Below are 26,508 nucleotides of genomic sequence, written 5' to 3'. Positions count from 1 at the left end.
CCGTCAGAAAGTCCTGAACGCTAACAATAGCAAACAGGCAAAGACCGGAACTGCCGCCGTCAGGCTGTCAATTCGGTCAAGAATACCACCATGGCCCGGGATCAGATGACCGCTGTCTTTGATGCCCGCTTCCCGTTTAAACATGCTTTCCGTGAGATCGCCAAGCACAGAAGCCAGCGCGGCGACGATCGAACAAATGAGCAGCGTCGACGGCGCCACGTCAAGATTTGCCCACGCGCCGTAAATCCATGAGATAACGGCTGCGGTAAGTAACCCACCAAGAAAGCCCTGCCAGGTTTTACCCGGCGACACTTTCGGTGCCAGTTTGTGCTTACCAAACAGCTTGCCGAACATATAGGCACCGGAGTCCGCTCCCCAGACGAGGATCATGATGTAGAGCAGCCAGAAAGCACCGTTGTAATGATCGGTATCGTAGTGCCAGCCGCGCAGTACAATCATGCCCCAGAAGAAAGGGACAATGGTTAGGAGACCAAATACCAGCCGCAGCAGCGTTGAGCGATGCCAGAGCGTCGCTGAACCAGGATAAGTCAGTACCAGTATCAGTGCCGCACACCACCATCCCAGCGAGGCCCACAGAGAACCGGCTATCAAGGGATGATTAACATTTTGGTGGTACGCTGGCAGCCACAGCAGCATTGCCGCCAGCAGCAAGCCGCACAGGACAGCCAGCCAGACCCGCTGCGGGCGAGATTTAAATCCGCTCAGCTGCCCCCACTCCCACGCTGCCAGCATGCAGACGACCAGAGTGACAATAGCAAAACCGACCAGCGGCAGCAGGAACAGCGCCGCAATGACGACGGGGATTAAGATAAGCGCGGAAATCAGGCGATACTTCAGCAAAAGCAACCCCCGTCAGGCTTTTTCGTCACCAGGCTCTGTAGCGCCAAAACGACGCTCACGATTAGCAAAGGCATGCAGAGCACCTTTAAAGTCTTGTTCATCGAAATCAGGCCAGAGAACATCGGTAAAGTAAAGTTCCGCGTAGGCTATCTGCCACAGCAGGAAGTTACTGATGCGGTGTTCTCCGCCAGTCCTAATTACTAAATCAACGGGAGCCAGCTCATGCATGCAGATCTGCTGATTGAGCATATCTTCAGTGATCGCTTCGGGGGAAAGATGCCCCTGTTTGACCTGCTCAGCAAGGTGCTGCACGCCCTGGATAATATCCCAGCGCCCGCCGTAATTTGCGGCGATATTCAGCGTTAACCCGGTGTTGTTACTGGTCAAGGCTTCCGCTTTACGAATGCGCTCTTGCAGGCGGGCATTGAAGCGCCCGGTATCGCCAATAATGCGTAGACGTACGTTATGCCGGTGAAGGCTTTTCACCTCACTGTCCAGCGCCCAGACAAACAGCTCCATCAGCGCACTGACTTCCTGCGCAGGGCGATTCCAGTTTTCGCTGCTGAACGCGTAAAGCGTCAGTGCTTCAATACCATTATTCGCGGCAAAGGAGACTGAGCGGCGAACAGATTTTGCGCCGGCTTTGTGGCCGAAAGCGCGAATTTTTCCCTGTCTTTTCGCCCAGCGGCCGTTGCCATCCATAATGATGGCCACATGGCGACAGCCATGTTCCGGCAGACTTTCGCTGTTTAATTGATTGGCAGACAACATAACGCGTTATTAATCCATGAAAAGGAATTAGCGGTCCCGAAATACAAATAAATTGCGCAAAAAAGCCGTGCTGAATCACGGCTCACCCGATAATGCTCGCCTTATGGCGTGCTAAAGGGTGGCGCAGACTATAACACTGAAGCCCAGCGCTCACAAATAGCAGCGCGATTGGCAGGTGAATAATCATCAGCTTGAGAAGCGCGTCACTTCTGCATCCGCGCTTAGCCTTGCCTGCGCATCCACCGCCATAACTTCCTCTACGCTCGTCGGCTCGCGTACGTTGAGAGAGTCCAGTACGCCCTGATTAATGGCGGCGATATCAGTAAAGCGAATGCGGGAGGCTAAGAATGCCGCAACGCTAACTTCATTGGCCGCATTCAGCGCCGTGGTCGCTGCCTGGCCCTGCTCGAACGCCGCCATCGCCAGCTTAAGGCACGGGTAGCGCTGGTAATCAGGTGCGGTAAATGAAAGCTCGCCGGTAGTGAAGAAATCCAGCGGCTTAACACCTGATTTAACGCGCTCTGGCCAGCCCATGGTATGGGCTATCGGCGTACGCATATCAGGCTCACCAAGCTGGGCCAGAACGCTGCCGTCGCGATAGCGGACCATCGAGTGAATGACCGACTGCGGATGGATAATCACTTCCATTTGCGCCGCAGAAGCGTTAAACAGCCAGCGCGCTTCTATATATTCAAGACCTTTGTTCATCATGGTGGCGGAATCAACGGAGATTTTGCGCCCCATCGACCAGTTCGGATGCCTGCAGGCCTGATCCGGCGTCATATCGCGCAGGCTGGCCAGCGGAGCTTCACGGAATGGGCCACCAGACCCGGTGAGCAGGATCGACGATACGCCGTGCTGCTCAAGAGAAGCGTACCCCAGCTGCTGCTGAATTGTTTCCGGCAAACTCTGAAAAATAGCATTATGCTCGCTGTCCACCGGCAGCAGGCGCGCCCCGCTCTCCTTTACCGCGTCCATAAACAGACGCCCGCAGGTCACCAGCGACTCTTTGTTCGCCAAAAGGATAGTTTTGCCGGCACGGATCGCCGCAAGCGTTGGCAGCAGGCCGGCCGCACCGACAATCGCCGCCATCACCATATTCACATCATCCAGCGCGGCGACATCGCAGGCGGCCTGCTGTCCACTCAAAACCGATGTTTGACAGCCGCGCAGGCGCAGGAACTCGCTCAGCGTTCTGGCGCTCTGCGGATCGTCCATGACGGCAAAGCGCGGGGAGAACTCCAGGCACTGCTCGACCATTCGCTCAACGTTTTTACCCGCCGACAGTGCGACAACGGTAAAAGCGTCACGGTTATGCCGCACCACGTCGAGCGTGCTGCAGCCAATAGAGCCCGTTGAGCCCAGAACGGTTAAATACTTCATTGCTCATCCTGCTGAAGTCTGAAAAACAAAAACGCCGCCAGCAAACCCGAAGGTTTCCTGTACGGCGTTCACAAAATATCTTTCAAAAAATCAGAACTGCATCAGCTCTGCTTCTTTGTCCGCCAGCGCCGCATCAATTTTCTTGATAGCTGCATCGGTCATCTTCTGCACATCGTCCTGAGAGCGACGATCGTCATCTTCGCTGATCTCTTTCTCTTTCAGCAGTGCTTTCACTTTATCGTTAGCATCGCGGCGCACGTTGCGCACGGAAACGCGGCCCTGCTCGGCTTCACCGCGCACGACTTTGATGAGGTCTTTACGACGTTCTTCGGTCAGCGGCGGCAGCGGTACGCGGATATCGGTGCCCGCGGAGCTTGGGTTGAGGCCCAAATCGGAGGCCATAATGGCTTTCTCAACTGCCGCGCTGATAGAACGGTCAAATACGTTGATTTTCAGCGTGCGGGTATCTTCCACTGTGACGTTTGCCAGCTGGCGCAGCGGTGTCGGGGTACCGTAATACTCAACGGTAATACCGTCGAGCAGGCTCGGAGAGGCGCGGCCGGTACGTACTTTGCTGATTTGGTTTTTGAATGCTTCTACGCATTTTTCCATGCGAACTTCAGCATCTTTTCTGATGTCGTTAATCACGTTACGAATCCTTGGAAACTTGTCTCAGACAGGCTAAACCTGCGATACGCTAAGTATAGCCCCGTTTAATTCATCGCGAAGCGCAACAGACTTCGCGTAAAAAACCGCGGGTGTAGAGCGGAATCTTACCTGTATTTCCCGGCAACGGAAATTATTCCGTAATCAGCGTGCCTTCTTTTTCACCCATAACAACGCGACGCAGCGCGCCCGGTTTGTTCATGTTAAATACGCGAATCGGCAGTTTATGGTCGCGAGCCAGCGTGAAGGCTGCAAGATCCATGACTTTAAGCTCTTTATCCAGCACTTCAGCATAGGACAGCTGCTCGTACATGGTCGCAGAAGGATCTTTAGCCGGATCGGCGGTAAATACGCCATCAACTTTGGTCGCTTTCAGTACGACGTCCGCTTCGATTTCAATACCGCGCAGGCAGGCTGCAGAATCGGTAGTGAAGAACGGATTACCGGTACCTGCGGAAAGAATAACCACGCGATTGGCGCGCAGCAGGCTGATTGCCTCTGCCCAGCTGTAGTTATCGCAGACGCCATTCAGCGGAATGGCGGACATCAGGCGGGCGTTCACATAGGCGCGGTGGAGCGCATCGCGCATGGCCAGGCCATTCATGACCGTTGCCAGCATGCCCATGTGGTCGCCCACAACGCGGTTCATTCCCGCTTTTGCCAGGCCCGCACCACGGAAGAGGTTACCACCACCAATGACTACGCCAACCTGGATGCCCAGTTCGACCAGCTCTTTAATTTCCTGCGCCATACGGTCAAGAATGCTGGCATCGATGCCGAAGCCTTCAGTGCCCTGCAGTGCTTCGCCGCTAAGCTTAAGCAGAATGCGTTTGTAGACGGGTTTTGCATTGGTAGCCATTTTTCTTTCCTGGGACTGTCAACATTTGAAAGGGGATTAACTCACGCGACACAGCGTATGTCGCAAACCGGTACAAGACTATAGGAGACCGGCTAATTCTCGCATGACCAAGGTCAAGACGAAGGTCAAAAAGAAGCCGCCCTCAGGCGGCTCCTTTTCAACAAAAAAATTAAGACTGCTTGGACATCGCAGCAACTTCTGCTGCAAAGTCAGTCTCAACTTTCTCGATGCCTTCGCCCACTTCAAAGCGGATGAAGCCAGTTACGTCAGCGTTGTGCTCTTTCAGCAGCTGAGCAACAGTTTTGCTCGGGTCCATGACGAAAGCCTGACCGGTCAGAGAAACTTCGCCGGTGAATTTCTTCATGCGGCCTTCAACCATTTTCTCTGCGATTTCTTTCGGCTTACCGGACTGCATCGCGATGTCCAGCTGAACCTGGTACTCTTTGTTAACAACTTCAGCAGACACGTCTTCCGGCTTAACGAATTCCGGCTTGCTTGCAGCAATGTGCATCGCCAGCTGTTTAACCAGCTCTTCGTCAGCGCCTTTAGCAGCAACCAGAACGCCGATACGCGCGCCGTGCTGGTAAGAGCCCAGAACGTCACCTTCCAGAGAGGAAACGCGACGAATGTTGATGTTCTCACCGATTTTAGCAACCAGGGCAACGCGCTCTTCTTCGAACTGTGCTTTCAGAACGTCAACGTCGGTGATTTTTCCGGCAATGGCTGCGTCCAGAACTTTGTTAGCAAATGCCTGGAAACCAGCATCTTTAGCCACGAAGTCAGTCTGGCAGTTAACTTCCAGAATGATGCCGTAGGTGCCGTCGATCTTAGTGATGATTACGCCGTCAGCAGCAACGTTGCCTGCTTTTTTAGCCGCTTTGATCGCACCAGACTTACGCATGTTTTCGATTGCCAGCTCGATGTCGCCGTTTGCTTCGGTCAGCGCCTTTTTGCAATCCATCATGCCTGCGCCAGTACGTTCACGCAGCTCTTTTACCAGGGAAGCGGTAATTTCAGCCATTCTAAAATCCTCGGGGAATTGAGACCGCCCGGCGTAAAGCCAGACGGTATAAAAGTGAAAAAGGGGCCATCTAAGAGGCCCCTATCTATACCAGCTAATAAGGGCTTAAACCTTATTATTCAGCTTCTACGAAGCTTTCTTCAGCCTGGGAAGCCAGGTCCTGAGAACGGCCTTCGCGAACAGTCTGAGCAACAGCGTTCAGGTACAGAGTAACAGCGCGGATTGCGTCATCGTTACCCGGGATAACGAAGTCAACACCGTCCGGATCGGAGTTGGTATCAACGATAGAGAATACCGGGATACCCAGGTTGTTCGCTTCTTTGATAGCGATGTGCTCGTGATCGGCGTCGATAACAAACAGTGCGTCCGGCAGGCCGCCCATGTCTTTGATACCGCCCAGGCTGTTTTCCAGCTTGTCCAGCTCACGGGTGCGCATCAGCGCTTCTTTTTTGGTCAGTTTTTCGAAGGTGCCGTCCTGAGACTGAGTTTCCAGATCTTTCAGACGTTTGATGGACTGACGAACGGTTTTCCAGTTAGTCAGCATACCGCCCAGCCAGCGATGGTTCACGAAGAACTGGTCGCAGTTGGTTGCAGCTTCTTTAACCGCTTCGCTTGCAGCGCGCTTGGTACCAACGAAAAGGATTTTACCTTTACGAGAGGAGATCTTGCTCAGCTCAGCCAGGGCTTCGTTGAACATCGGTACAGTTTTCTCAAGGTTGATGATGTGAACTTTGTTACGCGCGCCGAAGATGAAAGGCTTCATTTTCGGGTTCCAGTAACGGGTCTGGTGACCAAAGTGAACACCAGCCTTGAGCATATCGCGCATGGAAACAGTTGCCATGTTTAAAACCTCTATAGAGTTAATTGGGGTTATGCCTCCACGTATCCCATACAACCGACCCCGAAGGGCACCCCGGCGTATGTGCCGATACGTGTGTGTTATTTACACAAAGTGAGAGTAGTGACCGATTCGCCTTTGATACAAATCGTATCAGTCGGCGCGCTTTATACCACAATTCGTACAGATAAACCAACTGTTGTTACTATTGCGTGCTGTTAATGATTCTCAATTTGGCAGGCCATACTCCAGACTGTTACCATTAAGGACACTCACTTTAAGTATTGCCGATAATCGGCCCTGATGGACAGAATTGATGGCTATCTCAATTAAGACACCTGAAGAAATTGAAAAAATGCGCGTCGCGGGCCGTCTGGCCGCCGACGTACTGGAGATGATCGAAGCGCACATTAAACCGGGCGTAAGCACCGGCGAGCTGGATAAAATCTGCAACGACTACATCGTTAACGAGCAGCACGCGGTCTCCGCCTGCCTCGGTTACCACGGTTTCCCTAAATCCGTCTGCATCTCTATTAATGAAGTGGTTTGCCACGGGATCCCGGACGACCAGAAACTGCTGAAAGATGGCGATATCGTTAATATCGACGTAACCGTGATCAAAGACGAATACCACGGCGACACCTCGAAGATGTTTATTGTCGGCAAGCCGACTATTCTCGGCGAGCGTCTGTGCCGCGTAACCCAGGAGAGCCTTTACCTGGCGCTGCGGATGGTAAAACCGGGCATCCGCCTGCGCACGCTGGGCGCCGCTATCCAGAAATATGCCGAAGGGGAAGGCTTCTCCGTGGTGCGCGAATACTGCGGCCACGGCATCGGCAAAGGCTTCCACGAAGAGCCGCAGGTGCTGCACTACGATGCTGACGACGGCGGCGTGGTGCTGCAGACCGGCATGACCTTTACCGTAGAGCCGATGGTTAATGCCGGCGACTACCGCATCCGCACCATGAAAGACGGCTGGACGGTGAAAACCAAAGACCGCAGCTTGTCGGCACAGTACGAGCATACTATTGTGGTCACGGATAACGGCTGCGAAATTCTGACGCTGCGAAAGGATGACACCATCCCGGCGATAATCTCGCACAACGACTAACAGAAAGCCGGCGCCAGCCGGCTTTTTTACGGGCAATCGCTTTTTCTTATGGGTGGCGCTATGAGTAATTCCTTTCCTGTTTCCACCGCAGTAACTCTTCCCGGTCAGCCTCCCCTGCCCGCCCGCTGGTGCGACGCGGAACTTAACCGTGCTGATATCAAAGCTTATCTCGACAGCTTCCAGCGCTGGCTGGGGGAGGCGTTTGATAACGGACTTTCCGCCGAGCAGCTTATTGTGGCCCGTACCGCCTATATCGATCAGCTGCTGCAGCGCCTGTGGCTGCACTACGGCTTCGGCAGCGTCGATGATGCGGCGCTGGTTGCCGTTGGCGGTTACGGGCGCGGCGAGCTTCATCCGCTCTCGGATATCGATCTGCTGATCCTCAGCCGGAAAAAGCTGACGGACGAGCAGGCGCAAAATGTCGGCGAACTGCTGACGCTGCTGTGGGATATCAAGCTGGAGGTTGGCCACAGCGTGCGCACGCTGGAGGAGTGCCTGCTGGAAGGACTCTCGGATCTCACTGTCGCCACCAACCTGGTGGAATCACGGCTGCTGATTGGCGACGTGGCCCTGTTTCTGGAGCTGCAGAAACATATTTTCAGCGATGGCTTCTGGCCGTCGGAGCGCTTTTTTGCCGCCAAAGTGGAAGAGCAGCGGGTGCGCCACCAGCGCTATCACGGCACCAGCTATAACCTTGAACCGGATATTAAAAGCAGCCCCGGCGGCCTGCGCGACATTCACACGCTGCAGTGGGTCGCCCGCCGCCATTTCGGCGCCACCTCGCTGGATGAGATGGTGGGTTTCGGTTTTCTGACCAAAGCGGAGCGCAACGAACTCAACGAGTGCCTGCACCTGCTCTGGCGCATCCGCTTCGCGCTGCATCTGGAAATTAACCGCTACGATAACCGCCTGCTGTTTGACCGACAGCTGAACGTCGCCCAGCGCCTGCGCTACAGCGGCGAAGGCAACCAGCCGGTCGAGCAGATGATGAAGGATTTTTATCGCGTCACGCGCCGGGTCGGCGAGCTGAACCAGATGCTGCTGCAGCTGTTCGATGAGGCAATACTGGCTCTGACCGCCGACGAAAAGCCCCGCCCGCTGGATGACGAATTTCAGCTGCGCGGCACCCTTATCGATCTGCGTGATGAAGACCTGTTTATGCGCGAGCCGCAGGCAATTATGCGCATGTTCGGGATCATGGTGCGCAACAGCAGCATTACCGGCATCTATTCCACAACCTTACGCCATCTGCGCCACGCTCGCCGTCACCTGCGCCAGCCGCTGTGCTACATCCCCGAAGCGCGGGCGATTTTTATCGGTATGCTGCGCCATCCCGGCGTGGTCAGCCGCGGCCTGCTGCCGATGCACCGGCACAGCGTGCTGTCGGCCTACATGCCCCAGTGGTCGCACATTGTCGGCCAGATGCAGTTTGACCTGTTTCACGCCTATACCGTGGACGAGCACACTCTGCGCGTCCTGTTAAAACTGGAGAGCTTTGCGCTGGAGGAGACCCGCTCGCGCCATCCGCTGTGCGTCGATCTCTGGCCGCGGCTGAATCAGCCCGAGCTGATTCTGATCGCCGCGCTGTTTCACGACATCGCCAAAGGGCGCGGCGGCGATCACTCGGTGCTCGGCGCCCAGGACGTACTGCAGTTTGCCGAGCTTCATGGCCTTAACTCCCGCGAAGCCCAGCTTGTTGCCTGGCTGGTACGCCATCATCTGCTGATGTCGGTCACCGCCCAGCGCCGCGACATCCAGGATCCGGAAGTGATCAAGCAGTTCGCCGGAGAGGTACAGACCGAGCACCGCCTGCGCTTCCTCGTGTGTCTCACCGTAGCGGACATTTGCGCCACCAATGAAACCCTGTGGAACAGCTGGAAGCAGAGCCTGCTGCGCGAGCTCTATTTCGCCACCGAGAAGCAGCTGCGGCGCGGGATGCAGAACGCGCCCGACATGCGTGAGCGGGTGCGCCACCACCAGCTGCAGGCCCTGGCGCTGCTGCGGATGGACAGCATTGACGAGAATGCGCTGCAGCGCATCTGGGCCCGCTGCCGGGCAAGCTACTTCGTGCGGCATACGCCCAACCAGCTGGCGTGGCACGCCCGCCACCTGCTCAATCACGATCTTAACCAGCCGATGATCCTGCTGAGCCCGCAGGCCACCCGCGGCGGCACCGAGATCTTTATCTGGAGTCCCGACCGGCCTTACCTGTTCGCCGCCGTGTGCGCCGAGCTGGATCGCCGCAACCTGAGCGTTCACGACGCGCAGATTTTTACCACCCGGGACGGCATGGCAATGGACAGCTTTATCGTACTGGAGCCCGACGGTAGCCCGCTCTCCGGCGACCGGCATACTGCGATCCGCCAGGGACTGGAGCAGGCCATCAGCCAGCGGACCTGGCAGCCGCCCGCGCCGCGCCGCCAGCAGTCGCGCCTGCGGCACTTTACCGTCGATACCGAGGTCAACTTCCTGCCGACGCATACCGATAAAAAGTCGTTTCTGGAGCTTATCGCTCTCGATCAACCGGGACTGCTGGCCCGCGTCGGTCAGGTCTTTGCCGACCTCGGTATTTCGCTGCACGGGGCCAGGATCACCACAATTGGTGAGCGAGTAGAAGATTTATTTATAATCGCCACTGCTGACCGGCGCGCCCTTAATAATGAGCTGCAGCAGGAAGTACAACAGCGGTTGACAGAGGCCCTTAATCCAAACGATAAAGGGTAACGTTTTTTTTAAAAGTGAAGAGAAAAGAGTAAACCATGCAGGAATTACAGAACGTTATTGAATCCGCTTTCGAGCGTCGCGCCGACATCACCCCGGCAAATGCAGACACCGCCACCCGCGAAGCGGTAAATAAAGTTATCGCTCTGCTGGATTCCGGCGCGCTGCGCGTGGCTGAAAAAATTGACGGCCAGTGGGTTACTCATCAGTGGCTGAAGAAGGCGGTTCTGCTCTCTTTCCGCATCAACGATAACCAGGTGATGGAAGGTGCTGAGAGCCGCTACTTCGATAAAGTCCCGATGAAATTTGCCGACTACGACGAAGCCCGCTTCCAGAAAGAAGGTTTCCGCGTAGTACCGCCGGCCGCCGTGCGCCAGGGCGCGCATATCGCCCGCAACACCGTGCTGATGCCGTCTTACGTCAATATCGGCGCCTTCGTGGATGAGGGTTCCATGGTCGATACCTGGGCGACTGTCGGTTCCTGCGCGCAGATCGGCAAGAACGTCCACCTCTCCGGCGGCGTCGGCATTGGCGGCGTGCTGGAGCCGCTGCAGGCGAACCCGACCATCATCGAAGACAACTGCTTTATCGGCGCCCGCTCTGAAATCGTTGAAGGCGTCATTGTTGAAGAGGGCTCGGTTATTTCGATGGGCGTTTACATCGGCCAGAGCACCAAAATCTACGATCGCGAAACCGGCGAAGTGTTCTACGGCCGCGTTCCGGCGGGCTCCGTAGTGGTTTCCGGTAACCTGCCGTCAAAAGACGGCAAATACAGCCTCTACTGCGCGGTGATCGTCAAGAAAGTGGACGCGAAAACCCGCGGCAAAGTGGGCATCAACGAACTGCTGCGCACCATTGACTGATTCGGGATGAGCGAAAGCGGGGCCAGCCCCGCTTTTTTTATGCCCGCGGCTGGCGAAAGTCGATTTTCACGTTAATTATTCAAAGGTTATGTTTGAATTAAGGATACCGACATGTACGACAATCTGAAAAGTTTAGGCATCTCTAACCCTGAAGAAATCGATCGTTACAGCCTCCGTCAGGAAGCCAACAACGATATCCTGAAAATCTACTTTCAGAAGGACAAGGGCGAGTTTTTTGCAAAAAGCGTTAAATTTAAATACCCGCGCCAGCGTAAAACCGTAGCGGCTGAGGGCATAGGCCAGGGCTATCGCGAAGTGCAGGAGATAAGCCCCAACCTGCGCTACATTATCGACGAGCTGGACAGCCTGTGCCAGCGGGACCGCACCGAAGTGGATTTGAAGCGTAAAATTCTTGACGATCTGCGCCATCTGGAAAGCGTGGTCGCCAATAAGATAACGGAAATTGAATCGGATCTGGAAAAGCTGACGCGCGGACGCTAGCGTCAGTAAAGCGCCCCTCCCGACCGGAAAGGGCGCTTGCTAGATTACTGCATCAGCAGATAGATAGTGCTGTCGCCGCGCTGAATGTTCAGCGCCAGAACCGACGGCTTGCTGTCGAGGATCTTGCGCAGATCGGCAATGTTTTTCACCGGCTGCTGGTTAGCCGCGATAATCACATCCCCTTTCTTCAGGCCAATCATCGCCGCCGGCGTGTTGCCCTTAACGCTGCTCACCGCCACGCCTTTATCAGCGCCTTTGTTACTCATCTCAGCACCTTCAATGCCTTTGAAGATGGTGCTGGAGTCAACCTGGGTGCTGCTGCTCTGCTGCAGTTCCAGCGTGACGCTCACCGGCTTACCGTCGCGCAGCAGGCCAAGCTCCACTTTGCTGCCAACCGGCATTGAACCGACCTGCGCGCGCAGCGCAGCAAAGCTGCTGATCGGCTTGTTGTTCAGAGTAGTGATGACGTCTCCGGCTTTAATGCCCGCTTTCGCCGCTGACGAGTTCGGCATCACCTGGCTTACGAATGCCCCGCGCTGGGCGTCGACCTTCATCGCTTTCGCGAGGTCGGAGCTCAGTTCGGTACCCATAATGCCCAGCTCACCGCGTTTCACCTGACCATATTTAACCATCTGCTCGGTCAGGCTCTGCACCATGTTGCTCGGAATAGCAAAGCCGATGCCGATGTTGCCGCCGTCCGGGGCGAGGATCGCGGTATTAATACCGATAAGTTCGCCGTTAAGGTTCACCAGCGCGCCGCCGGAGTTACCGCGGTTGATGGCGGCGTCAGTCTGGATAAAGTTTTCGTAGTTTTCCACGTTCAGCCCGCTGCGGCCCAGCGCGGACACGATGCCGGAGGTCACGGTTTCACCGAGGCCGAACGGGTTACCGATAGCCACGGTGTAGTCACCAACCCGCAGCGCGTCGGAGTCCGCCATCTTGATAGCGGTCAGGTTTTTCGGATCTTTAATCTGGATCAGCGCGATATCGGATCGCGGATCTTTGCCAACGACTTTGGCATCGAACTTACGACCGTCGCTGAGAGAGACTTTGATGGTAGTCGCGTTATCTACCACGTGGTTGTTGGTCACCACGTAGCCTTTTGCGGCATCAATGATTACGCCGGAACCCAGCGCCATAAATTTCTGCTTCTGCGCGCTGTCGTCACCGCCGGGACCTCCGCCCTGCTGGCAGAACGGCGAGCTCTGGAACGGCGAGCCGTCCTGGCAGAACGGGGAGTTATCACCGAAGAACTGCTGGAAGTTACGCGGCAGGCGCGGCGTATTTACCGACGTGCTGCCTTCAACGTTGATGCTGACCACGGACGGCATCACTTTTTCCAGCATCGGCGCCAGGCTCGGCATCTGCTGAGCAGTGGTGGCTGAAGACGCGGTTTCCGCTGCGGTTGCTAAAGGAGAAAGTGCCAGACTCAGGCTAAGCGCCAGCGCGCTCATTGCTAACGTTGTTTTTTTCATGTTGCTATCTCAGTCTCTATTCAAATCATTACAGGTACACACATCGTCGAATAAGCCGCCCTTGCGCGCCGGAGATTCCCACCCGGCATTCTGCGACAGCTTGCGTGATGTTGTGGATACATTGCTGCGTAGGTGATTTATCAGATTCATTTTATAGCGCGAAGTTCAGGATTTAAGTCTCTGGAAAAAGTAAAAAAATATTGTCCATCTTTACAAAACTCGCGACTTATTCCACGGCCATCAGCCGGCGGTATTCATCCCATGCGTAAAGATCGGTCATGCCACTGATATAATCCTGAATAAGGCGGCAGCGGTAATAAAACTCCAGCGCCGGAAAATCCACAGCGCTGCGGGAGAGCTTATTTACCGCCTCCACGTAAGCCAGCCGATGGCGAGTTGAAAGCTTCTGAAATAAGCGGCTCTCAATCGGTAACCGGCGCAGGCGCTCTTTTTCCACCAGCTCGCTAAAATCACTCAGCGACAGTTTCAGCAGCGGCTGATAAATATCCAGCAGCCCGCTGATAACCCGGTATCCCTGCAGCTCCAGCTGCTCAACGTCGGGATGGCTGAACACCTCTTTTACCGCAACGCTCTTATAAAGTTCGAGCAGCTGGCTATAATCGCTGTCGTCCTCCAGCAGCGCCTGATTGAAATTGCCGTCAAAAATTTGCGGCAGATTTTCGATAAAGCGGCGGGCGGCGTACGGCACCAGTTTATTCAGAGTATTGACCCGTAAATACATAAAGAACTGATCTTCCGCACTGCGGCTAAAGGAATTGGCGCGGGACTTTTCCCAGGCATTTTCCACCACCTGATCAAACAGCGAGCCTTTTTCGTGCGTGCCCCAGGCCTCATAAAGATGCTGATAAAGCTGGTCGACGCTAAATATGCGTTTTTCAACCGCGTCTTCAAGGTCGGCGACGCAGTAAGAGATATCGTCCGCGGCCTCCATGATCCAGGTCAGCGGGAATCGGCTGTAAGGCGCCAGCTCAAGTTCTTTACGCAGGCGCGCAATATAGGCTTCTTCCGCGAGGTAATAACCGGGCTTTTTCATCAGATAGCTGTAGCCCACGGGCGGTTCACCGCGCCACCAGGCCGGGCGGGTGTATTTCAGAATGCAGCCCACCTGCGCCCAGGTGAGGTTCATGCGCATCAGGGTATGCACCATGCGGATACCCTGCGCGTTGCCTTCAAACTGGCATAAATCCTGGCGGACCTTGCGCCGCAGCTCATTGAGAGACGCTTCGCCATCGCGCAGCAGCAGAGGCGAAACGGTACAGCGGTCGTTGCTCAGGGGCTGGCTGGCTGCATCGTCCGGCCACAGCCGCTGGCGGAACCAGTCATTGATCGCCGCCTCGCCAAAATGGCCGAACGGCGGGTTGCCGATGTCGTGCATCAGGCAGGCCATCTCGACCACGCTCTCAAACGGTCCGGTCAGCTCATCCAGCCCGTATGCTTCCAGCAGCTTCTGCTGCTTAAGGCGGCTCAGCACTTCCCGGGCGATATAGCGCCCGACCTGCTGCACTTCCATTGAGTGGGTCAGCCGGGTACGTACCGACGCGTTGCGCTCCAGCGGAAACACCTGGGTTTTCTGCTGCAGCCGCCGGATGGCCGGTGAATTGATGATGCGCCCGCGATCGCTTTCAAAGATGCGCAGGATCTCGTACTCGGTCGCCGCGGTTTGCAAAGCGCGGTAGCGCCGACCCCAGTTAATCTTTTTACGGAAATCCATTGTAGCCATAGCCTCTCCCGGTCCGGAAATGCGCATCCTCTGGGCGCATGATAAACTATGCCTTTAATCCTGACACATCGCGAGTAAATCTATGAAAATCGGCATTATTGGCGCAATGGAACAAGAAGTGGCGCTACTGCGCGACAAAATTGACAACCGCCAGACGCTCACCCTCGGCGGCAGCGAAATTTATACCGGCCAGCTGAACGGCGTTGACGTGGCGCTGCTGAAGTCAGGGATTGGCAAAGTCGCGGCGGCAATGGGCGCGGCGCTGCTGCTGGACCACTTCAAGCCGGACATTGTTATCAATACCGGCTCCGCAGGCGGGCTGGCCTCGACGCTCAAGGTTGGCGACATTGTAGTATCCGACGAAGCCCGCTATCACGATGCCGACGTTACCGCCTTTGGTTACGAGTACGGCCAGATGGCCGGCTGCCCGGCAGCCTTTGCTGCCGATCCGAAACTGGTGGCGGCGGCAGAAACCTGCATCGGCGAGCTTAACCTCAACGCCGTTCGCGGCCTGATTGTCAGCGGCGATGCCTTTATCAACGGCTCCGTCGCGCTGGCAAAAATCCGCCACAACTTCCCGCAGGCGGTGGCCGTCGAAATGGAAGCTACCGCAATCGCCCACGTCTGCCACAACTTCGGCGTTCCCTTTGTGGTAGTGCGCGCTATCTCCGACGTAGCCGACCAGCAGTCGCACATCAGCTTCGACGAGTTCCTTACCGTAGCGGCCAGCCAGTCAAGCCTGATGGTTGAAGCGCTGGTCCAGAAACTGGCGCATGGCTAAATCCTGCACCCGGACGCTTATCGCCCTGCTGATGCTGCTTCCGGCGTGGCTGCTTGCCGCGCCGAGAGTCATCAGCCTCTCTCCCGCCAATACCGAACTGGCCTTCGCCGCCGGCATTACGCCGCTGGCGGTCAGCGACTATTCTGATTACCCGCCGCAGGCCGCCGGTATCGAACGGGTAGCAAGCTGGCAGGGAATTAACATTGAGCGCATTCTTGCCCTGAAGCCTGACGTCGTGCTCGCCTGGCGCAGCGGCAACCCCGAACGCCAGGTAAATCAGCTGCGCGCGCTCGGCATAAAGGTGCTGTGGATTGAGGCCGGTAGCGTCGAGAGCATTGCCGATGCCATCGTTCAGCTGGCGGCCTGGAGCCCGCAGCCGCAAAAAGCCCGCGAAACCGCGCGGGCAATGCTGAACGATCTTCACCGCCTGCAGGCGCGTTATCAACGCGGTGACAAAAAGCGCGTTTTTATGCAGTTTGGCCTCACGCCACTGTTTACCAGTAATAAAGACTCCATTCAGAACCAGATATTGCAGACCTGCGGCGCAGAAAACATCTTCGCCGACAGCCCCGTCCCCTGGCCGCAGATTAGCCGCGAGCAGGTGTTAACCCGCCACCCGCAGGCGATTGTCGCCGCTGGCGATAGCGCTACTGCGGCGAATATTCGCCAGTTTTGGCACGATCAGCTTAAGATCCCGGTGATTACCGTCAATCGCGACTGGTTCGAGCGCGCTTCGCCGCGTATTATCCTCGCCGCAGAACAACTTTGCGCCGCGCTGGCGCAGCTTAACTAACGGGAAACAGGTTAATGCTCGTCTACTGGCTGGATATTGTGGGAACCGCCGTGTTTGCGATCTCTGGCGTGCTGCTGGCCGGCAAGCTGCGGATGGATCCGTTCGGCGTGCTGGTGCTCGGGGTCGTTACCGCCGTTGGCGGGGGCACCATTCGCGATATGGCGCTGGCCCACGGTCCGGTTTTCTGGGTCAAAGATCCGACCGATCTGGTGGTGGCGATGATCACCAGCATGCTGACCATTCTGCTGGTGCGCCAGCCGCGCAGAATGCCGAAGTGGATGCTGCCGGTACTGGACGCCGTCGGCCTGGCGGTATTCGTCGGCATCGGCGTTAACAAGGCCTTTCTCGCCGGTACCGGCCCGCTGGTGGCGGTCTGCATGGGCGTGGTCACCGGCGTGGGCGGCGGCATTATCCGCGACGTGCTGGCCCGCGAGGTGCCGATGATCCTGCGCACCGAAATCTACGCCACGGCCTGCATCGCGGGCGGCATAGTGCACGCCACGGCGCACTATACCTTCGGCATGCCGCTGGAAAACGCCTCAATGCTCGGCATGCTGGTGACGCTGGCGATCCGTCTGGCGGCGATTTACTGGCACCTGAAGCTGCCGACATTTGCGCTGGATGATAAAATTCGCTGAGGTGTTGCTGAGAGAGGAACTCCCCTGCCCGGCGCGCTGGCCGGGCAAGAGACGGTACTGATCAGACGCTGAACGAGGAGCCGCAGCCGCAGGTGCTTTTGGCGTTCGGGTTGGTCACGATAAAGCGCGAACCTTCCAGACCTTCGGTGTAATCCACCGAACCGCCGACCAGATACTGCAGGCTCATCGGATCAACCACCAGGCCAACCCCCTGCTTCTCGATGGTCATATCGCCGTCGTTGACCTGATCGTCAAAGGTAAAGCCATACTGAAAACCGCTGCAGCCGCCGCCGGTAATGTAGACGCGCAGTTTCAGGTTCGGATTATCTTCATCGGCAATCAGGTTCTTTACTTTACTGGCCGCTGCATCGGTAAACTGCAGGGGCAGCGCTACGTCATCGCTCATTTCTTACTCCCGGTTATTCAGCATCTGGCGATACTTTAGCCAGATATAATTAGCCATTATCCGACACGCAACCCGATCGTTCAAGTGGTCTGCCCGGCAATCGGCTTCTCCTGCTGTGCCTTTTCGGCATTTTGCTTTGCCAGCGTGCGCGCCAGAATTGTCGAGTACAGCGGCTTGCCGCCGAGAAACTGCGCCAGCAGGGTAGCGCCGAGGCAGGTAATAATCATCGGCAAAATGAGCTGATAGTTATCGGTCATCTCCAGCACCAGCACGATCCCGGTAAGCGGCGCACGCACCGAGGCCGCGAACAGCGCCCCCATCCCGGCAATGGCGAAGGTGCCCGCCTGTAAATGATAGGCCGGGAACCAGACTGCCGCCGCCATGCCGAAGGCGGTACCCAGCAGCGTACCCAGCGCCAGCATTGGCGCAAAAATGCCGCCCGGCGCGCCGGAGGAGAAGCACAGCAGGGTAGTGACTACCCGGGCAACGAAAATAAAGATCAGCAGACCGACGCCGTACTTGCCCGCGGCGGCAATGGGGATCAGATCGAAACCGCCTCCCGCCGCCTCCGGCTCAATCAGCCCGAGTACGCCGCACAGTCCGCCCAGCAGGCCGCCAATCAGCACCCACTTTGTGATATCGCCGCCGTGTATGCGCTGGAACATATCCTGGGTGCGCAGCACCAGAAAATTAAACAGCGGTCCGACGCAGCCAAAAATCATGCCCAGTATCAGATACAGCCACAGCGTGTTGACCGGCGCATCGGTGAGCTTGCCCACTTCAATGACCGCGCTTTCGCCATTGAAGATACGAAAGACCACGCAGGACATGATCACGCCGATAAATACGGCTTTGATGGAGATAAGGTTGTAGCGAAACTGCGGGCGCATCTCTTCGAGAATAAACAGGATCCCGGCCAGCGGGGCGTTAAACGCCGCCGTCAGACCCGCCGCCGCGCCGGTGGCCAGCAACGTATGGCGAGCCTCAGGTTTGCGCATGCGGAAAATATCCAGCACCATCCGCCCGACGTTACCGCCGAGCTGCACCGTCGGCCCTTCGCGCCCCAGCACCATGCCGGCGCCGAGGGTCCCCATCCCGCCGATGAATTTCACCGGAATGACCCGCCACCAGCGCACCGGCCGCAGTTCCTCCAGCGCCCCTTCAATTTCGGGAATGCCGGAGCCGCCCGCCTCTGGCGCAAAGCGGCGCATCAGCCAGTAGCCAACCATCGCCAGCAGTCCGGAGAGGATAAACGCCAGCGGCCAGACCAGAATGCTGTTGGTGTGCACCAGCGCATCGACACGCACGGTCTGCACCCAGTGGACGGCGCGCTCAAACCCCACGCCGACCAGCCCCGCCAGCGTGCCGACGACGGCGGCCATCAGCAACACCGCCAGCGGCGTCTTGTCCCTTTGTACCAGCCGACGCACCGCATCGCCGCGCCGCAGCCGGATAATTTGTTGTGACTCAAAAGAGGGAGTATTTGCTTTCATGCCATTATCATTTATTGGTAATACAATTTTCGCAGGACGCATTGTAACCAGCGTCGCGCGGCGCGTCGTCAAAAAAATGCCTCTCTCCCGGATTGTTTCAATTGGGCAAAACTTTCATAACTCGCCGGGAATAACTTAGAATAGTTGGCTAACACGCTTTCAACGAACCAGGAACCTCGCCATGAGTAAATCTGAGAATCTCTACAGCGCCGCCCGTAATCTGATCCCCGGCGGCGTCAACTCACCGGTACGCGCGTTTACCGGCGTCGGCGGCACGCCGCTGTTTATCGAGCGCGCCGACGGCGCTTATCTGTATGACGTTGATAGCAAAGCCTATATTGACTATGTGGGCTCGTGGGGCCCGATGGTGCTGGGGCATAACCACCCGGCCATTCGCAACGCGGTGATTGAAGCCGCAGAGCGCGGCCTGAGCTTTGGCGCGCCGACTGAAATGGAAGTAAAAATGGCGGAGCTGGTCACCGAGCTGGTGCCGACCATGGATATGGTGCGGATGGTGAACTCCGGGACCGAAGCGACCATGAGCGCGATCCGCCTCGCCCGCGGTTTTACCGGCCGGGATAAAATCATCAAGTTTGAAGGCTGCTACCACGGCCACGCCGACTGCCTGCTGGTTAAAGCGGGATCCGGGGCGCTGACCCTCGGCCAGCCGAACTCCCCGGGCGTACCGGCGGATTTCGCAAAGCACACTCTGACCTGCACCTATAACGATCTGGACTCCGTACGCGCCGCCTTCGAGCAGTATCCGCAGGAGATCGCCTGCATCATCGTTGAGCCGGTAGCGGGCAACATGAACTGCATTCCGCCGCAGCCCGGCTTCCTGCAGGGTCTGCGCGCCCTGTGCGACGAATTTGGCGCGCTGCTGATCATCGACGAAGTGATGACCGGCTTCCGCGTGGCGCTGGCGGGCGCGCAGGACTACTACAACGTGGTTCCCGATCTGACCTGCCTCGGCAAAATCATCGGCGGCGGCATGCCGGTGGGCGCTTTCGGCGGCCGCCGCGAGGTGATGGAAGCTATCGCCCCGACCGGCCCGGTATACCAGGCCGGTACGCTTTCCGGTAACCCGATTGCGATGGCGGCCGGTTTTGCCTGCCTGAATGAAGTAGCTCAGCCCGGCGTGCATGAAACCCTGACCGCCCTGACCAACCAGCTGGCAGAAGGCCTGCTGGAGGCGGCAGCAGAAGCCAATATCCCGCTGGTGGTTAACAACGTGGGCGGCATGTTCGGCATTTTCTTTACCGATGCCAAAACCGTAACCTGCTATCAGGACGTGGTGAAATGCGACGTGGAACGCTTCAAGCGCTTCTTCCACCTGATGCTTGAGGAAGGCGTCTATCTGGCGCCGTCGGCGTTTGAGGCAGGCTTTATGTCCGTGGCGCACAGCGAAGAGGACATTAACCGCACCATCGACGCGGCTCGTAAAGCATTCGCTCAGCTCTAAAATCAGCGCCCTCACCTCCCGGTGAGGGCCAGTCCTGTCTAGCGGCTCTGCTTGCGCAGAAGGTAGATAAAGTACGGCGCGCCGATAAAGGTCGACAGCAGGCCTGCCGGGATCTGGTAGGGAAACAGCACCATCCGCCCGCACCAGTCCGCCAGCACCAGCAAAATCCCCCCCGCCAGCGCCGACACGATAATGTGCGGCATCGCCCGCCGGAATCCCATCATCCGCGCAATGTGCGGCGCCATCAGCCCGACGAAGCTCAGCGGCCCGATAGTCATGGTTGCCGCCGCCGTCAGCCCGGCAGACAGCAGCAGTAGCCCGATCCGCGAAGGCGTTAGCGCCATCCCCACCGCCCGCGCGGTTTCCCCGCCGAGCGGCAGCACCGTCAGCCAGCGGCGGCACAGCGGGGTCAGCAACAGCAGAACCAGCATCACCGCGCCGGTGTACAGTGCCTGCTGGTAGGTCGCGCTGTAGGTCGAACCGGAGATCCAGGTCAGGATCTGCGCCATACGCGGATCGCCGCTGGCCTGCAGCAGCATCAGCAGCATGGTGAACGCGGTACTGAGCGCCATCCCGGCCAGCAGCATTCGGTGCGGCGAAAATCCGCCGCGTCCGGCAGCGATCATAATCACCAGCAGCGTCGCCGCCGCGCCCAGGCTGCCGGCCGGCAGCAGCCAGCCGAACGCATTGCCGGAGACGAAAAACAGCATCAGCACCACGCCAAACGCCGCACCGGAGGAGATCCCCAGTACTTCCGGGCTCGCCATCGGGTTTCCGGTTAAGCGCTGAATAATGCAGCCCGCTACCGCCAGCATCATCCCGGCCATCAGCGCCGCCAGCACGCGCGGAGCGCGCCACGGCAGCAGCGCCTGCAGCTGCTCGCTGCTGGCCCAGTACCATCCTTGCGCCCCGCGCCCCAGCGACAGGGCAATAACGACCGCCAGCAGCAGCAGCGCCAGCCCGGCCAGCGCCCAGATGAGCACCCGCTGGCGCTCGGCGCGCGGATTGTCGGCGGCGTTCATCACCGGAGCACTAATGCTGCGCAGGCGCGGCAGCAGCCACAGCAGCAGCGGCGCGCCGAGCAGCGCGGTCACCGAGCCGGTAGAGACTTCCATCCACACGCTGGAGAGCCAGAGGATAATCTGATCTGACAGCCACAGCAGCAGCGCGCCGATCAGCGGTGCCAGCAGCAGGCGGGCCAGCAGACGCCGCGCGCCGAGCAGCTTCGCCAGCAGCGGGGCAAACAGGCCGATAAAACCGATAATGCCCACCGCGTTGACCAGCAGCGCGCTGATAACGATTGCCAGCGTCAGCGCCGCCAGCCGGGCCAGCGAGAGCGCCAGGCCGAGATTACGGGCCACGCCGTCGTCCAGCCCCATCAGGGTCAGCGGGCGCAGCAGAGCCAGCGTCAGCATCGCGCCGCCGAGCAGCTGCGGCCACAAATGCTGCACCACCCGCCAGTCGCTCTGGGTCAGAGTGCCGCTGCTCCACAAAAACATGCTCTGCAGGCTATCGTGAAAAAAGAGCGCCAGCAGCTGGTTTATCGCCCCGCAGTACATACTCACTACCAGCCCCGCCAGGATCAGCGTCACCGGCGAGAGGCGCTTGCCCCAGGAGACGCCAAAGACCAGCAGCCCGACCAGACACGCGCCAATCAGCGCCGCGGCCTGCCCGCTGCCGGGGATCGCCCACAGGGTTGTTACGGTGATGCCCAGCTGCGCCCCGGTCGCAACGCCGAGGGTTGTCGGCTCCGCCAGCGGATTGCGCAGTACCTGCTGAAACAGCACGCCCGCCAGCCCCAGCCCGGCGCCGACCAGCAGGGAAATCGCCAGCCGGGGCAGCAGGCTATAGTGAAACAGCATCTGGCGGATGCTGTCGACATCCGGATGGAGAAGCGCCTGCGGCCACTGGGCGCGCGGCAGCGCCTGCCCGAGGTTGTGCCAGCTCAGCCAGCACGCCGCGCCGGCCAGAACCAGCAGCAGAAACGCCGGAAAACGCGCGATGCGGTGGCTCATGCCTGACCTCCCAGCGCGCGGTCGAGAATGCGGATAAAGTTCATCACCGACAGCGTTGATCCGTAGAACCACACCGCCGGCACAAACTGGAGACGCCGCTGGCGCACAAAGGGCATCGCCTGCCACAGCGGCGTGGAGGTCAGCGCCTGCACGTCGGCATCGTTGCCGTGTTCAAAGCACAGAACGTCAGCGTCTCTGAAGCCCCCGAGCCGGTCGATGCCCACCACTTCGCTGCCCCAGAAGTTGGTTTCTCCCTGCCAGGCGTTCACGATGCCGTATTCATCGAGGATCGGCTGAAACAGACCATTACGGCCGAAGACCAGCACGTGGCGGGCATCCAGCACCGAGATCAGCAGCAGCGGGCGCCCGCCGCGGCCGGCAAAGCGGGGCTTGTAGCTCGCCACAAAGCTGTCGAACTGGCTAAGGTGCTGCTGCGCCCTGCCCTCCAGCCCCAGCAGCTGCCCCATCTCCGCCAGCGAGCGGCGCGCCATCTGCAGCGGCTGCCTGCCGTCGCTGAAATTAAATCCCCGGCCAGGCGCAATGCGCGCCAGCGTCGACGCCGCCGGACCGTAGCCGGCAGACCAGAACAGATAAGAGGGTTTAAGCTCGGTCAGCAGCTCAAGATTGGGCTCGGTGCGCAGCCCGACGTCCACCACCGAATCCGGCAGCGCCGGCTGGTTAACCCACAGCCGGTAGTTGGGAATATCGGCAACGCCGTAGGGCGTCACGCCCAGCGTCAACAGCAGCTCGACCGGCAGCCACTCCAGCGCCACGATGCGGCTGAGATCGACGCTGCCTGCCCGGGCTTTCATGACCGGCAGCAGCAATGGAGAAAAGGCCATTGCCGCCAGAAGGCGGCGGCGGCTGAGTGAGGGAAAGTCGTTCATCACAGTACAAAACTTACCGGGGCCGCGCCTGCCGGATGCGGCAGGATCCCCATCGGAATGCCGTAGATCTTTTCAAGAACCTCGGCGCGCATCAGCGCTTCCGGGGTGCCCTGGGCGATCATTTCCCCGCCGCGCAGCGCCACCAGGTAGTCACAGTAGCGGGCGGCCATATTGATATCGTGCAGCACCGCGATAACTGTCAGGCCGCGCTGCTGGCTGAGGCGGTGTACCAGCGCCAGAACGTCAACCTGGTGGGCGATGTCCAGCGCCGAAGTGGGTTCGTCGAGCAGCAGGCAGCGGCTGTCCTGCGCCACCAGCATCGCTATCCACGCCCGCTGGCGCTCGCCGCCGGACAGGCTGTCCACCAGCCGGTGCGCCAGCGGCTTGAGGCCCACCAGCGCAATGGCCTCTTCCACCTTCTCCCTGTCCGCCGCGCCGAAGCGCCCCAGCGCGCCGTGCCACGGATAGCGCCCGATCGCCACCAGCTCGCGCACGGTCATCCCTTCCGCCGGAGGAAGCTGCTGGGGCAGGTAGGCAACCTTGCGGGCAAAGGATTTGCTGCTCCAGCTCGCCAGCGGCTGGGCGTCGAGCAGGATCTCGCCCTCCGTTGGCGGCTGGTGGCGGCCGAGCATTTTCAGCAGCGTGGATTTTCCGGAGCCGTTGTGGCCAATCAGCCCGGTAACTTTGCCGGCCGGAAAGGTGAGCGACAGCGGATGCAAAAGGGTGCGGCCCGGCACGCGAAAGGTGGTGTCGCGCAGGGCGAAGGTGGTGTCTGAGGGGGAAATGGTTTCTGGCATAGTGGTCCAGCGTAATAAAAAAGGGCGCGCCGGGCGCGCCCGTTAGCCGATTAGAAACTGAAAGTGGCGGTTCCCGTTATCTGACGCTCGGCGCCCCAGTAGCACGCATAGTCGCGATAGCAGCTGGAGACGTATTTGCGGTTAAACAGGTTATTGACGTTAACCCCGACCGACGAGCCCGGCAGGCCGAGGCGCGCCAGATCGTATTTCACGGTGGCGTCGGCAACGGTGTAGCTGGAGACACTGAAAGATTTATTGGTTTTTTCACCCGTGGTGTAGAAACTGGATGAAGAACCTACATAGCGTCCACCGGCACCAACGGTCAGACCGCTGAGTGCAGTTTCATGGAAGGTGTAATCCGCCCACAGAGATGCCATATTGCGCGGTACTTCGGCAGGGCGCATATGATCGTAAGTATTATCTTCGGTGTATTTAACATCGGTATAGCTATAGGCGGCAGTAACATTGACGTCTGCCGTTAGCGCCGCTTTAGCCTCCAGTTCGAGCCCACGCGAGCGCATTTTACCGCCCTGCAACGTAAAGCCAATATGGTCAGGATCGGAGGTCAGGTTCTTGTCTTTTTTAATCTGAAAGACCGATGCGGTCAGGCTGACAGGCATATCTTTCGGCAGATATTTAACGCCTGCCTCATACTGTTTGCCGCGTGATGGGTCAAAAGTTTTCGCTGTGTAGGAACGCCCGCCGTTAGGCTCAAACGACTCGCTATAGCTGAAATACGGTGCGATACCGTTATCAAATACGTAATTTAAACCGCCGCGCCAGGTAAAGGCTTCATCGCGATTTAAGTCACGGGAATCTGAGCTACGGTTAAACGTGCTGGTCTTCAGGAAATCATAACGTCCGCCCAGTGTCAGCACCCATTTATCCCATTCGGCCTGGTCCTGCGCATATAGCCCGGTTTGCTCCAGCCGGTTGAGAACCTGATAAGGGAAATTAGGGATAATATTGGCGCTGCCGTGCCGTTTGTGCGTCATATCAACCGGATCGGCGGAGCCGTACATCGCATCCACATCATTACGGCTGCGCATGTAATCCACGCCGGTTAGCAGGGTATGCTCGACTGCGCCCGTATCGAATTTACTTTGAAGCTGCGTATCGACGTTAAAATCTGCCAAATCTTCGTCAGAACGTACGTACGCGCGCGAAATTTGAGCGGGGGCAATATAGCCGTTGCCGTATACCGAGCGATACAGCGTATGCACCCGCGTATAGCGTAGGTTCTGGCGCACGGTGAAAGTATCGTTGAAGGCGTGGCTAAACGCGTAGCCCACCATCTGCTGGCGGCGCTCCATCTTGTTGTCCGGATCGCCTTCGTTGAAATCTTTCGGCAGCTTGTGGCTGTGGCCGTTCGCGTCCACGTATGGCACCACGGTGCCTTGGCGCGGTAGCCAGCCGTAGTAGCCGGCCTGCGGATCGCTCTGGAAGTTGCTCAGGAAGGTAAAATCGGTATTGGCATCCGGCCGCCAGCTGAACGACGGTGCAATGGCGTAGCGCTTCGATTTCACATCATTCTGCTGTGCGTTCTCCTGCTTGCCGAGGCCGGTCAGGCGGTAAGACCACACGCCCGCGTCGTCAATGGCGTCGCTAAAGTCAAAGCCCGTCTGCCACAGGCTGTGGGAGCCGGCCTTAAACTGGATCAGCCGCAGCGGCTCGGTGGTCGGGCGCTTGCTGACCATGCTGACGACGCCGCCGGGGTTGCTGTTGCCGTACAGCACCGATACCGGGCCGCGCATCAGCTCCACGCGCTCGAGGAACCAGGGATCCATTGACACTTCGGAGTAGTTATTGCCCTGCAGCTTGATGCCGTCCAGGTACTGGTTAGTGTTCACCGTGGTCGGCGAAGTGAATCCGCGAATGGAAACCACATCATAGGTATTTGAACTACCGCGGGTGGCGAAGACCCCTGGCGTATAGCTCAGCGCCTCTTTGACCGTTTCCGGCTGGCGCATATCCATTTCCTGGCGCGTTACAACGGAGATCGACTGCGGCGTTTTCTCGATAGGAGTATCGGTTTTGGTGGCGGTGGCAGTGCGTTTTGCCGCGATGGTCGCCGCCGGTCCCCAGGCGCTCTCTTGCGGAGCCGCTGAGGTCACTACCAGAGTTTCTTCTGCCGATTTATCTGCTGCGTGTGCATAAGCGGACATACCGCCAGCCGCTGCGGCAACGAAGACCGCCAGTTTGTGCAAGGCCATGCGGCCAGGCTTATCAAGATTGAGACGCGCCATGGGTTTTCTCTAATGGATATGGATTGAACGAGAACGTAAACGAGAATAATTATTATGACTGCCGGATAATAGGCGATGGGGGTTTGTGATGGCAAGCACAAGCGATCCCCAACTTTACTGAGGGTTCAGTAAATAACCACTTTTAATGAATGGTTTAATTTTAAGGCGGCGCAGTAAAG

Annotated in this window: 23 protein-coding genes; 8 read left to right on the top strand and 15 right to left on the bottom strand. The window is 58.1% G+C overall.

What is annotated here, in order from left to right; translation table 11 throughout:
* Positions 1-3: 3 nt before the first annotated feature.
* The 7 genes from cdsA to rpsB all read right to left on the bottom strand — a co-directional run bounded on the left by cdsA (position 4) and on the right by rpsB (position 6,402).
* On the bottom strand, positions 4-861 hold the full coding sequence (cdsA, locus tag QZ766_RS20055; protein WP_297206391.1) for a phosphatidate cytidylyltransferase: 858 nt from the start codon (positions 859-861) through the stop codon (positions 4-6).
* A 12-nt stretch (positions 862-873) separates the two neighbouring features.
* Positions 874-1,632 (bottom strand): (2E,6E)-farnesyl-diphosphate-specific ditrans,polycis-undecaprenyl-diphosphate synthase, encoded by a 759-nt coding sequence (ispU, locus tag QZ766_RS20050; protein ID WP_297206388.1) that lies wholly within the window; start codon positions 1,630-1,632, stop codon positions 874-876.
* 186 nt (positions 1,633-1,818) lie between these two features.
* Positions 1,819-3,015, bottom strand: coding sequence for a 1-deoxy-D-xylulose-5-phosphate reductoisomerase (gene ispC, locus QZ766_RS20045; protein WP_297206384.1), 1,197 nt, complete (start codon positions 3,013-3,015; stop codon positions 1,819-1,821).
* Positions 3,016-3,105: 90 nt separating this feature from the next.
* Complete coding sequence (frr, locus tag QZ766_RS20040) at positions 3,106-3,663, bottom strand: ribosome recycling factor (RefSeq protein WP_297206382.1); 558 nt, start codon at positions 3,661-3,663, stop codon at positions 3,106-3,108.
* Between the two features lie 151 nt (positions 3,664-3,814).
* Positions 3,815-4,540 carry a UMP kinase gene (pyrH, locus tag QZ766_RS20035; protein ID WP_297206379.1) on the bottom strand — a complete coding sequence of 242 codons (726 nt, stop codon included), beginning with the start codon at positions 4,538-4,540 and terminating at the stop codon, positions 3,815-3,817.
* A 169-nt stretch (positions 4,541-4,709) separates the two neighbouring features.
* A complete protein-coding gene (tsf, locus tag QZ766_RS20030; RefSeq protein ID WP_297206377.1) occupies positions 4,710-5,561 on the bottom strand; it encodes a translation elongation factor Ts in 852 nt (283 codons plus the stop codon).
* 115 nt (positions 5,562-5,676) lie between these two features.
* A complete protein-coding gene (gene rpsB / locus QZ766_RS20025) occupies positions 5,677-6,402 on the bottom strand; it encodes a 30S ribosomal protein S2 (RefSeq protein WP_297206375.1) in 726 nt (241 codons plus the stop codon).
* A 313-nt stretch (positions 6,403-6,715) separates the two neighbouring features.
* On the opposite strand from rpsB, the gene map reads away from it, so the two are divergent.
* The 4 genes from map to QZ766_RS20005 all read left to right on the top strand — a co-directional run bounded on the left by map (position 6,716) and on the right by QZ766_RS20005 (position 11,595).
* Complete coding sequence (gene map, locus QZ766_RS20020) at positions 6,716-7,510, top strand: type I methionyl aminopeptidase (protein WP_297206373.1); 795 nt, start codon at positions 6,716-6,718, stop codon at positions 7,508-7,510.
* Positions 7,511-7,570: 60 nt separating this feature from the next.
* Positions 7,571-10,234 carry a bifunctional uridylyltransferase/uridylyl-removing protein GlnD gene (glnD, locus tag QZ766_RS20015; protein ID WP_297206370.1) on the top strand — a complete coding sequence of 888 codons (2,664 nt, stop codon included), beginning with the start codon at positions 7,571-7,573 and terminating at the stop codon, positions 10,232-10,234.
* Positions 10,235-10,269: 35 nt separating this feature from the next.
* The gene (dapD, locus tag QZ766_RS20010) at positions 10,270-11,094 is read left to right on the top strand and encodes a 2,3,4,5-tetrahydropyridine-2,6-dicarboxylate N-succinyltransferase (protein ID WP_297206368.1); all 825 of its coding nucleotides are present in this window, start codon (positions 10,270-10,272) and stop codon (positions 11,092-11,094) included.
* A 111-nt stretch (positions 11,095-11,205) separates the two neighbouring features.
* Positions 11,206-11,595 carry a DUF3461 family protein gene (locus QZ766_RS20005; RefSeq protein ID WP_297206366.1) on the top strand — a complete coding sequence of 130 codons (390 nt, stop codon included), beginning with the start codon at positions 11,206-11,208 and terminating at the stop codon, positions 11,593-11,595.
* Positions 11,596-11,639: 44 nt separating this feature from the next.
* Here QZ766_RS20005 and degP read toward each other — a convergent pair whose 3' ends face one another.
* On the bottom strand, positions 11,640-13,070 hold the full coding sequence (degP, locus tag QZ766_RS20000) for a serine endoprotease DegP (protein ID WP_297206364.1): 1,431 nt from the start codon (positions 13,068-13,070) through the stop codon (positions 11,640-11,642).
* 226 nt (positions 13,071-13,296) lie between these two features.
* Positions 13,297-14,811, bottom strand: a complete 1,515-nt coding sequence (gene dgt, locus QZ766_RS19995; RefSeq protein ID WP_297206362.1) for a dGTPase — start codon at positions 14,809-14,811, stop codon at positions 13,297-13,299.
* Between the two features lie 82 nt (positions 14,812-14,893).
* Here dgt and mtnN point away from each other — a divergent pair, with 82 nt between their 5' ends.
* Genes mtnN through QZ766_RS19980 form a run of 3 tightly spaced genes read left to right on the top strand, consistent with a single transcriptional unit; the run spans position 14,894 to position 17,023 of the window.
* Positions 14,894-15,592 carry a 5'-methylthioadenosine/S-adenosylhomocysteine nucleosidase gene (mtnN, locus tag QZ766_RS19990; protein ID WP_297206359.1) on the top strand — a complete coding sequence of 233 codons (699 nt, stop codon included), beginning with the start codon at positions 14,894-14,896 and terminating at the stop codon, positions 15,590-15,592.
* Positions 15,585-16,385 (top strand): vitamin B12 ABC transporter substrate-binding protein BtuF, encoded by an 801-nt coding sequence (gene btuF, locus QZ766_RS19985; protein WP_297206356.1) that lies wholly within the window; start codon positions 15,585-15,587, stop codon positions 16,383-16,385. The genes mtnN and btuF overlap by 8 nt, the downstream gene beginning before the upstream one ends.
* A 14-nt stretch (positions 16,386-16,399) precedes the next feature.
* Positions 16,400-17,023, top strand: a complete 624-nt coding sequence (locus tag QZ766_RS19980) for a TRIC cation channel family protein (RefSeq protein WP_297206353.1) — start codon at positions 16,400-16,402, stop codon at positions 17,021-17,023.
* Between the two features lie 61 nt (positions 17,024-17,084).
* On the opposite strand, the gene erpA is transcribed toward QZ766_RS19980, so the two are convergent.
* Complete coding sequence (erpA, locus tag QZ766_RS19975; RefSeq protein ID WP_297206352.1) at positions 17,085-17,429, bottom strand: iron-sulfur cluster insertion protein ErpA; 345 nt, start codon at positions 17,427-17,429, stop codon at positions 17,085-17,087.
* 80 nt (positions 17,430-17,509) lie between these two features.
* Positions 17,510-18,922, bottom strand: coding sequence for a H(+)/Cl(-) exchange transporter ClcA (clcA, locus tag QZ766_RS19970; protein ID WP_297206350.1), 1,413 nt, complete (start codon positions 18,920-18,922; stop codon positions 17,510-17,512).
* A 181-nt stretch (positions 18,923-19,103) separates the two neighbouring features.
* On the opposite strand from clcA, the gene hemL reads away from it, so the two are divergent.
* Positions 19,104-20,384 carry a glutamate-1-semialdehyde 2,1-aminomutase gene (hemL, locus tag QZ766_RS19965; RefSeq protein ID WP_297206348.1) on the top strand — a complete coding sequence of 427 codons (1,281 nt, stop codon included), beginning with the start codon at positions 19,104-19,106 and terminating at the stop codon, positions 20,382-20,384.
* A 38-nt stretch (positions 20,385-20,422) separates the two neighbouring features.
* On the opposite strand, the gene fhuB is transcribed toward hemL, so the two are convergent.
* Genes fhuB through fhuA form a run of 4 tightly spaced genes read right to left on the bottom strand, consistent with a single transcriptional unit; the run spans position 20,423 to position 26,329 of the window.
* The gene (gene fhuB / locus QZ766_RS19960) at positions 20,423-22,399 is read right to left on the bottom strand and encodes a Fe(3+)-hydroxamate ABC transporter permease FhuB (protein WP_297206345.1); all 1,977 of its coding nucleotides are present in this window, start codon (positions 22,397-22,399) and stop codon (positions 20,423-20,425) included.
* Complete coding sequence (fhuD, locus tag QZ766_RS19955) at positions 22,396-23,286, bottom strand: Fe(3+)-hydroxamate ABC transporter substrate-binding protein FhuD (RefSeq protein WP_297206494.1); 891 nt, start codon at positions 23,284-23,286, stop codon at positions 22,396-22,398. Before fhuD ends, fhuB begins: the two co-directional genes overlap by 4 nt.
* Positions 23,286-24,083 carry a Fe3+-hydroxamate ABC transporter ATP-binding protein FhuC gene (gene fhuC / locus QZ766_RS19950; protein WP_297206344.1) on the bottom strand — a complete coding sequence of 266 codons (798 nt, stop codon included), beginning with the start codon at positions 24,081-24,083 and terminating at the stop codon, positions 23,286-23,288. Before fhuC ends, fhuD begins: the two co-directional genes overlap by 1 nt.
* 50 nt (positions 24,084-24,133) lie before the next feature.
* Positions 24,134-26,329: a ferrichrome porin FhuA gene (fhuA, locus tag QZ766_RS19945; RefSeq protein WP_297206341.1), complete on the bottom strand. Its 2,196-nt coding sequence runs from the start codon at positions 26,327-26,329 to the stop codon at positions 24,134-24,136.
* Positions 26,330-26,508 lie beyond the last annotated feature (179 nt).

This window comes from uncultured Pluralibacter sp. (assembly GCF_913775985.1).
GTDB lineage: Bacteria > Pseudomonadota > Gammaproteobacteria > Enterobacterales > Enterobacteriaceae > Pluralibacter.
This window is presented reverse-complemented; position numbering and strand designations above follow the sequence as displayed.

Excerpts from the sequence above, each read along its gene's own strand:
- QZ766_RS19980 (WP_297206353.1), top strand. The coding sequence starts at position 16,400 with ATGCTCGTCTACTGGCTGGATATTGTGGGAACCGCCGTGTTTGCGATC.
- glnD (WP_297206370.1), top strand. The coding sequence starts at position 7,571 with ATGAGTAATTCCTTTCCTGTTTCCACCGCAGTAACTCTTCCCGGTCAG.
- map (WP_297206373.1), top strand. The coding sequence starts at position 6,716 with ATGGCTATCTCAATTAAGACACCTGAAGAAATTGAAAAAATGCGCGTC.
- fhuA (WP_297206341.1), bottom strand. The coding sequence starts at position 26,329 with ATGGCGCGTCTCAATCTTGATAAGCCTGGCCGCATGGCCTTGCACAAA.
- ispC (WP_297206384.1), bottom strand. The coding sequence starts at position 3,015 with ATGAAGTATTTAACCGTTCTGGGCTCAACGGGCTCTATTGGCTGCAGC.
- hemL (WP_297206348.1), top strand. The coding sequence starts at position 19,104 with ATGAGTAAATCTGAGAATCTCTACAGCGCCGCCCGTAATCTGATCCCC.
- fhuD (WP_297206494.1), bottom strand. The coding sequence starts at position 23,286 with ATGAACGACTTTCCCTCACTCAGCCGCCGCCGCCTTCTGGCGGCAATG.
- tsf (WP_297206377.1), bottom strand. The coding sequence starts at position 5,561 with ATGGCTGAAATTACCGCTTCCCTGGTAAAAGAGCTGCGTGAACGTACT.
- btuF (WP_297206356.1), top strand. The coding sequence starts at position 15,585 with ATGGCTAAATCCTGCACCCGGACGCTTATCGCCCTGCTGATGCTGCTT.
- fhuC (WP_297206344.1), bottom strand. The coding sequence starts at position 24,083 with ATGCCAGAAACCATTTCCCCCTCAGACACCACCTTCGCCCTGCGCGAC.
- QZ766_RS20005 (WP_297206366.1), top strand. The coding sequence starts at position 11,206 with ATGTACGACAATCTGAAAAGTTTAGGCATCTCTAACCCTGAAGAAATC.
- dapD (WP_297206368.1), top strand. The coding sequence starts at position 10,270 with ATGCAGGAATTACAGAACGTTATTGAATCCGCTTTCGAGCGTCGCGCC.
- ispU (WP_297206388.1), bottom strand. The coding sequence starts at position 1,632 with ATGTTGTCTGCCAATCAATTAAACAGCGAAAGTCTGCCGGAACATGGC.
- dgt (WP_297206362.1), bottom strand. The coding sequence starts at position 14,811 with ATGGCTACAATGGATTTCCGTAAAAAGATTAACTGGGGTCGGCGCTAC.
- clcA (WP_297206350.1), bottom strand. The coding sequence starts at position 18,922 with ATGAAAGCAAATACTCCCTCTTTTGAGTCACAACAAATTATCCGGCTG.
- degP (WP_297206364.1), bottom strand. The coding sequence starts at position 13,070 with ATGAAAAAAACAACGTTAGCAATGAGCGCGCTGGCGCTTAGCCTGAGT.
- erpA (WP_297206352.1), bottom strand. The coding sequence starts at position 17,429 with ATGAGCGATGACGTAGCGCTGCCCCTGCAGTTTACCGATGCAGCGGCC.
- rpsB (WP_297206375.1), bottom strand. The coding sequence starts at position 6,402 with ATGGCAACTGTTTCCATGCGCGATATGCTCAAGGCTGGTGTTCACTTT.
- fhuB (WP_297206345.1), bottom strand. The coding sequence starts at position 22,399 with ATGAGCCACCGCATCGCGCGTTTTCCGGCGTTTCTGCTGCTGGTTCTG.
- pyrH (WP_297206379.1), bottom strand. The coding sequence starts at position 4,540 with ATGGCTACCAATGCAAAACCCGTCTACAAACGCATTCTGCTTAAGCTT.
- mtnN (WP_297206359.1), top strand. The coding sequence starts at position 14,894 with ATGAAAATCGGCATTATTGGCGCAATGGAACAAGAAGTGGCGCTACTG.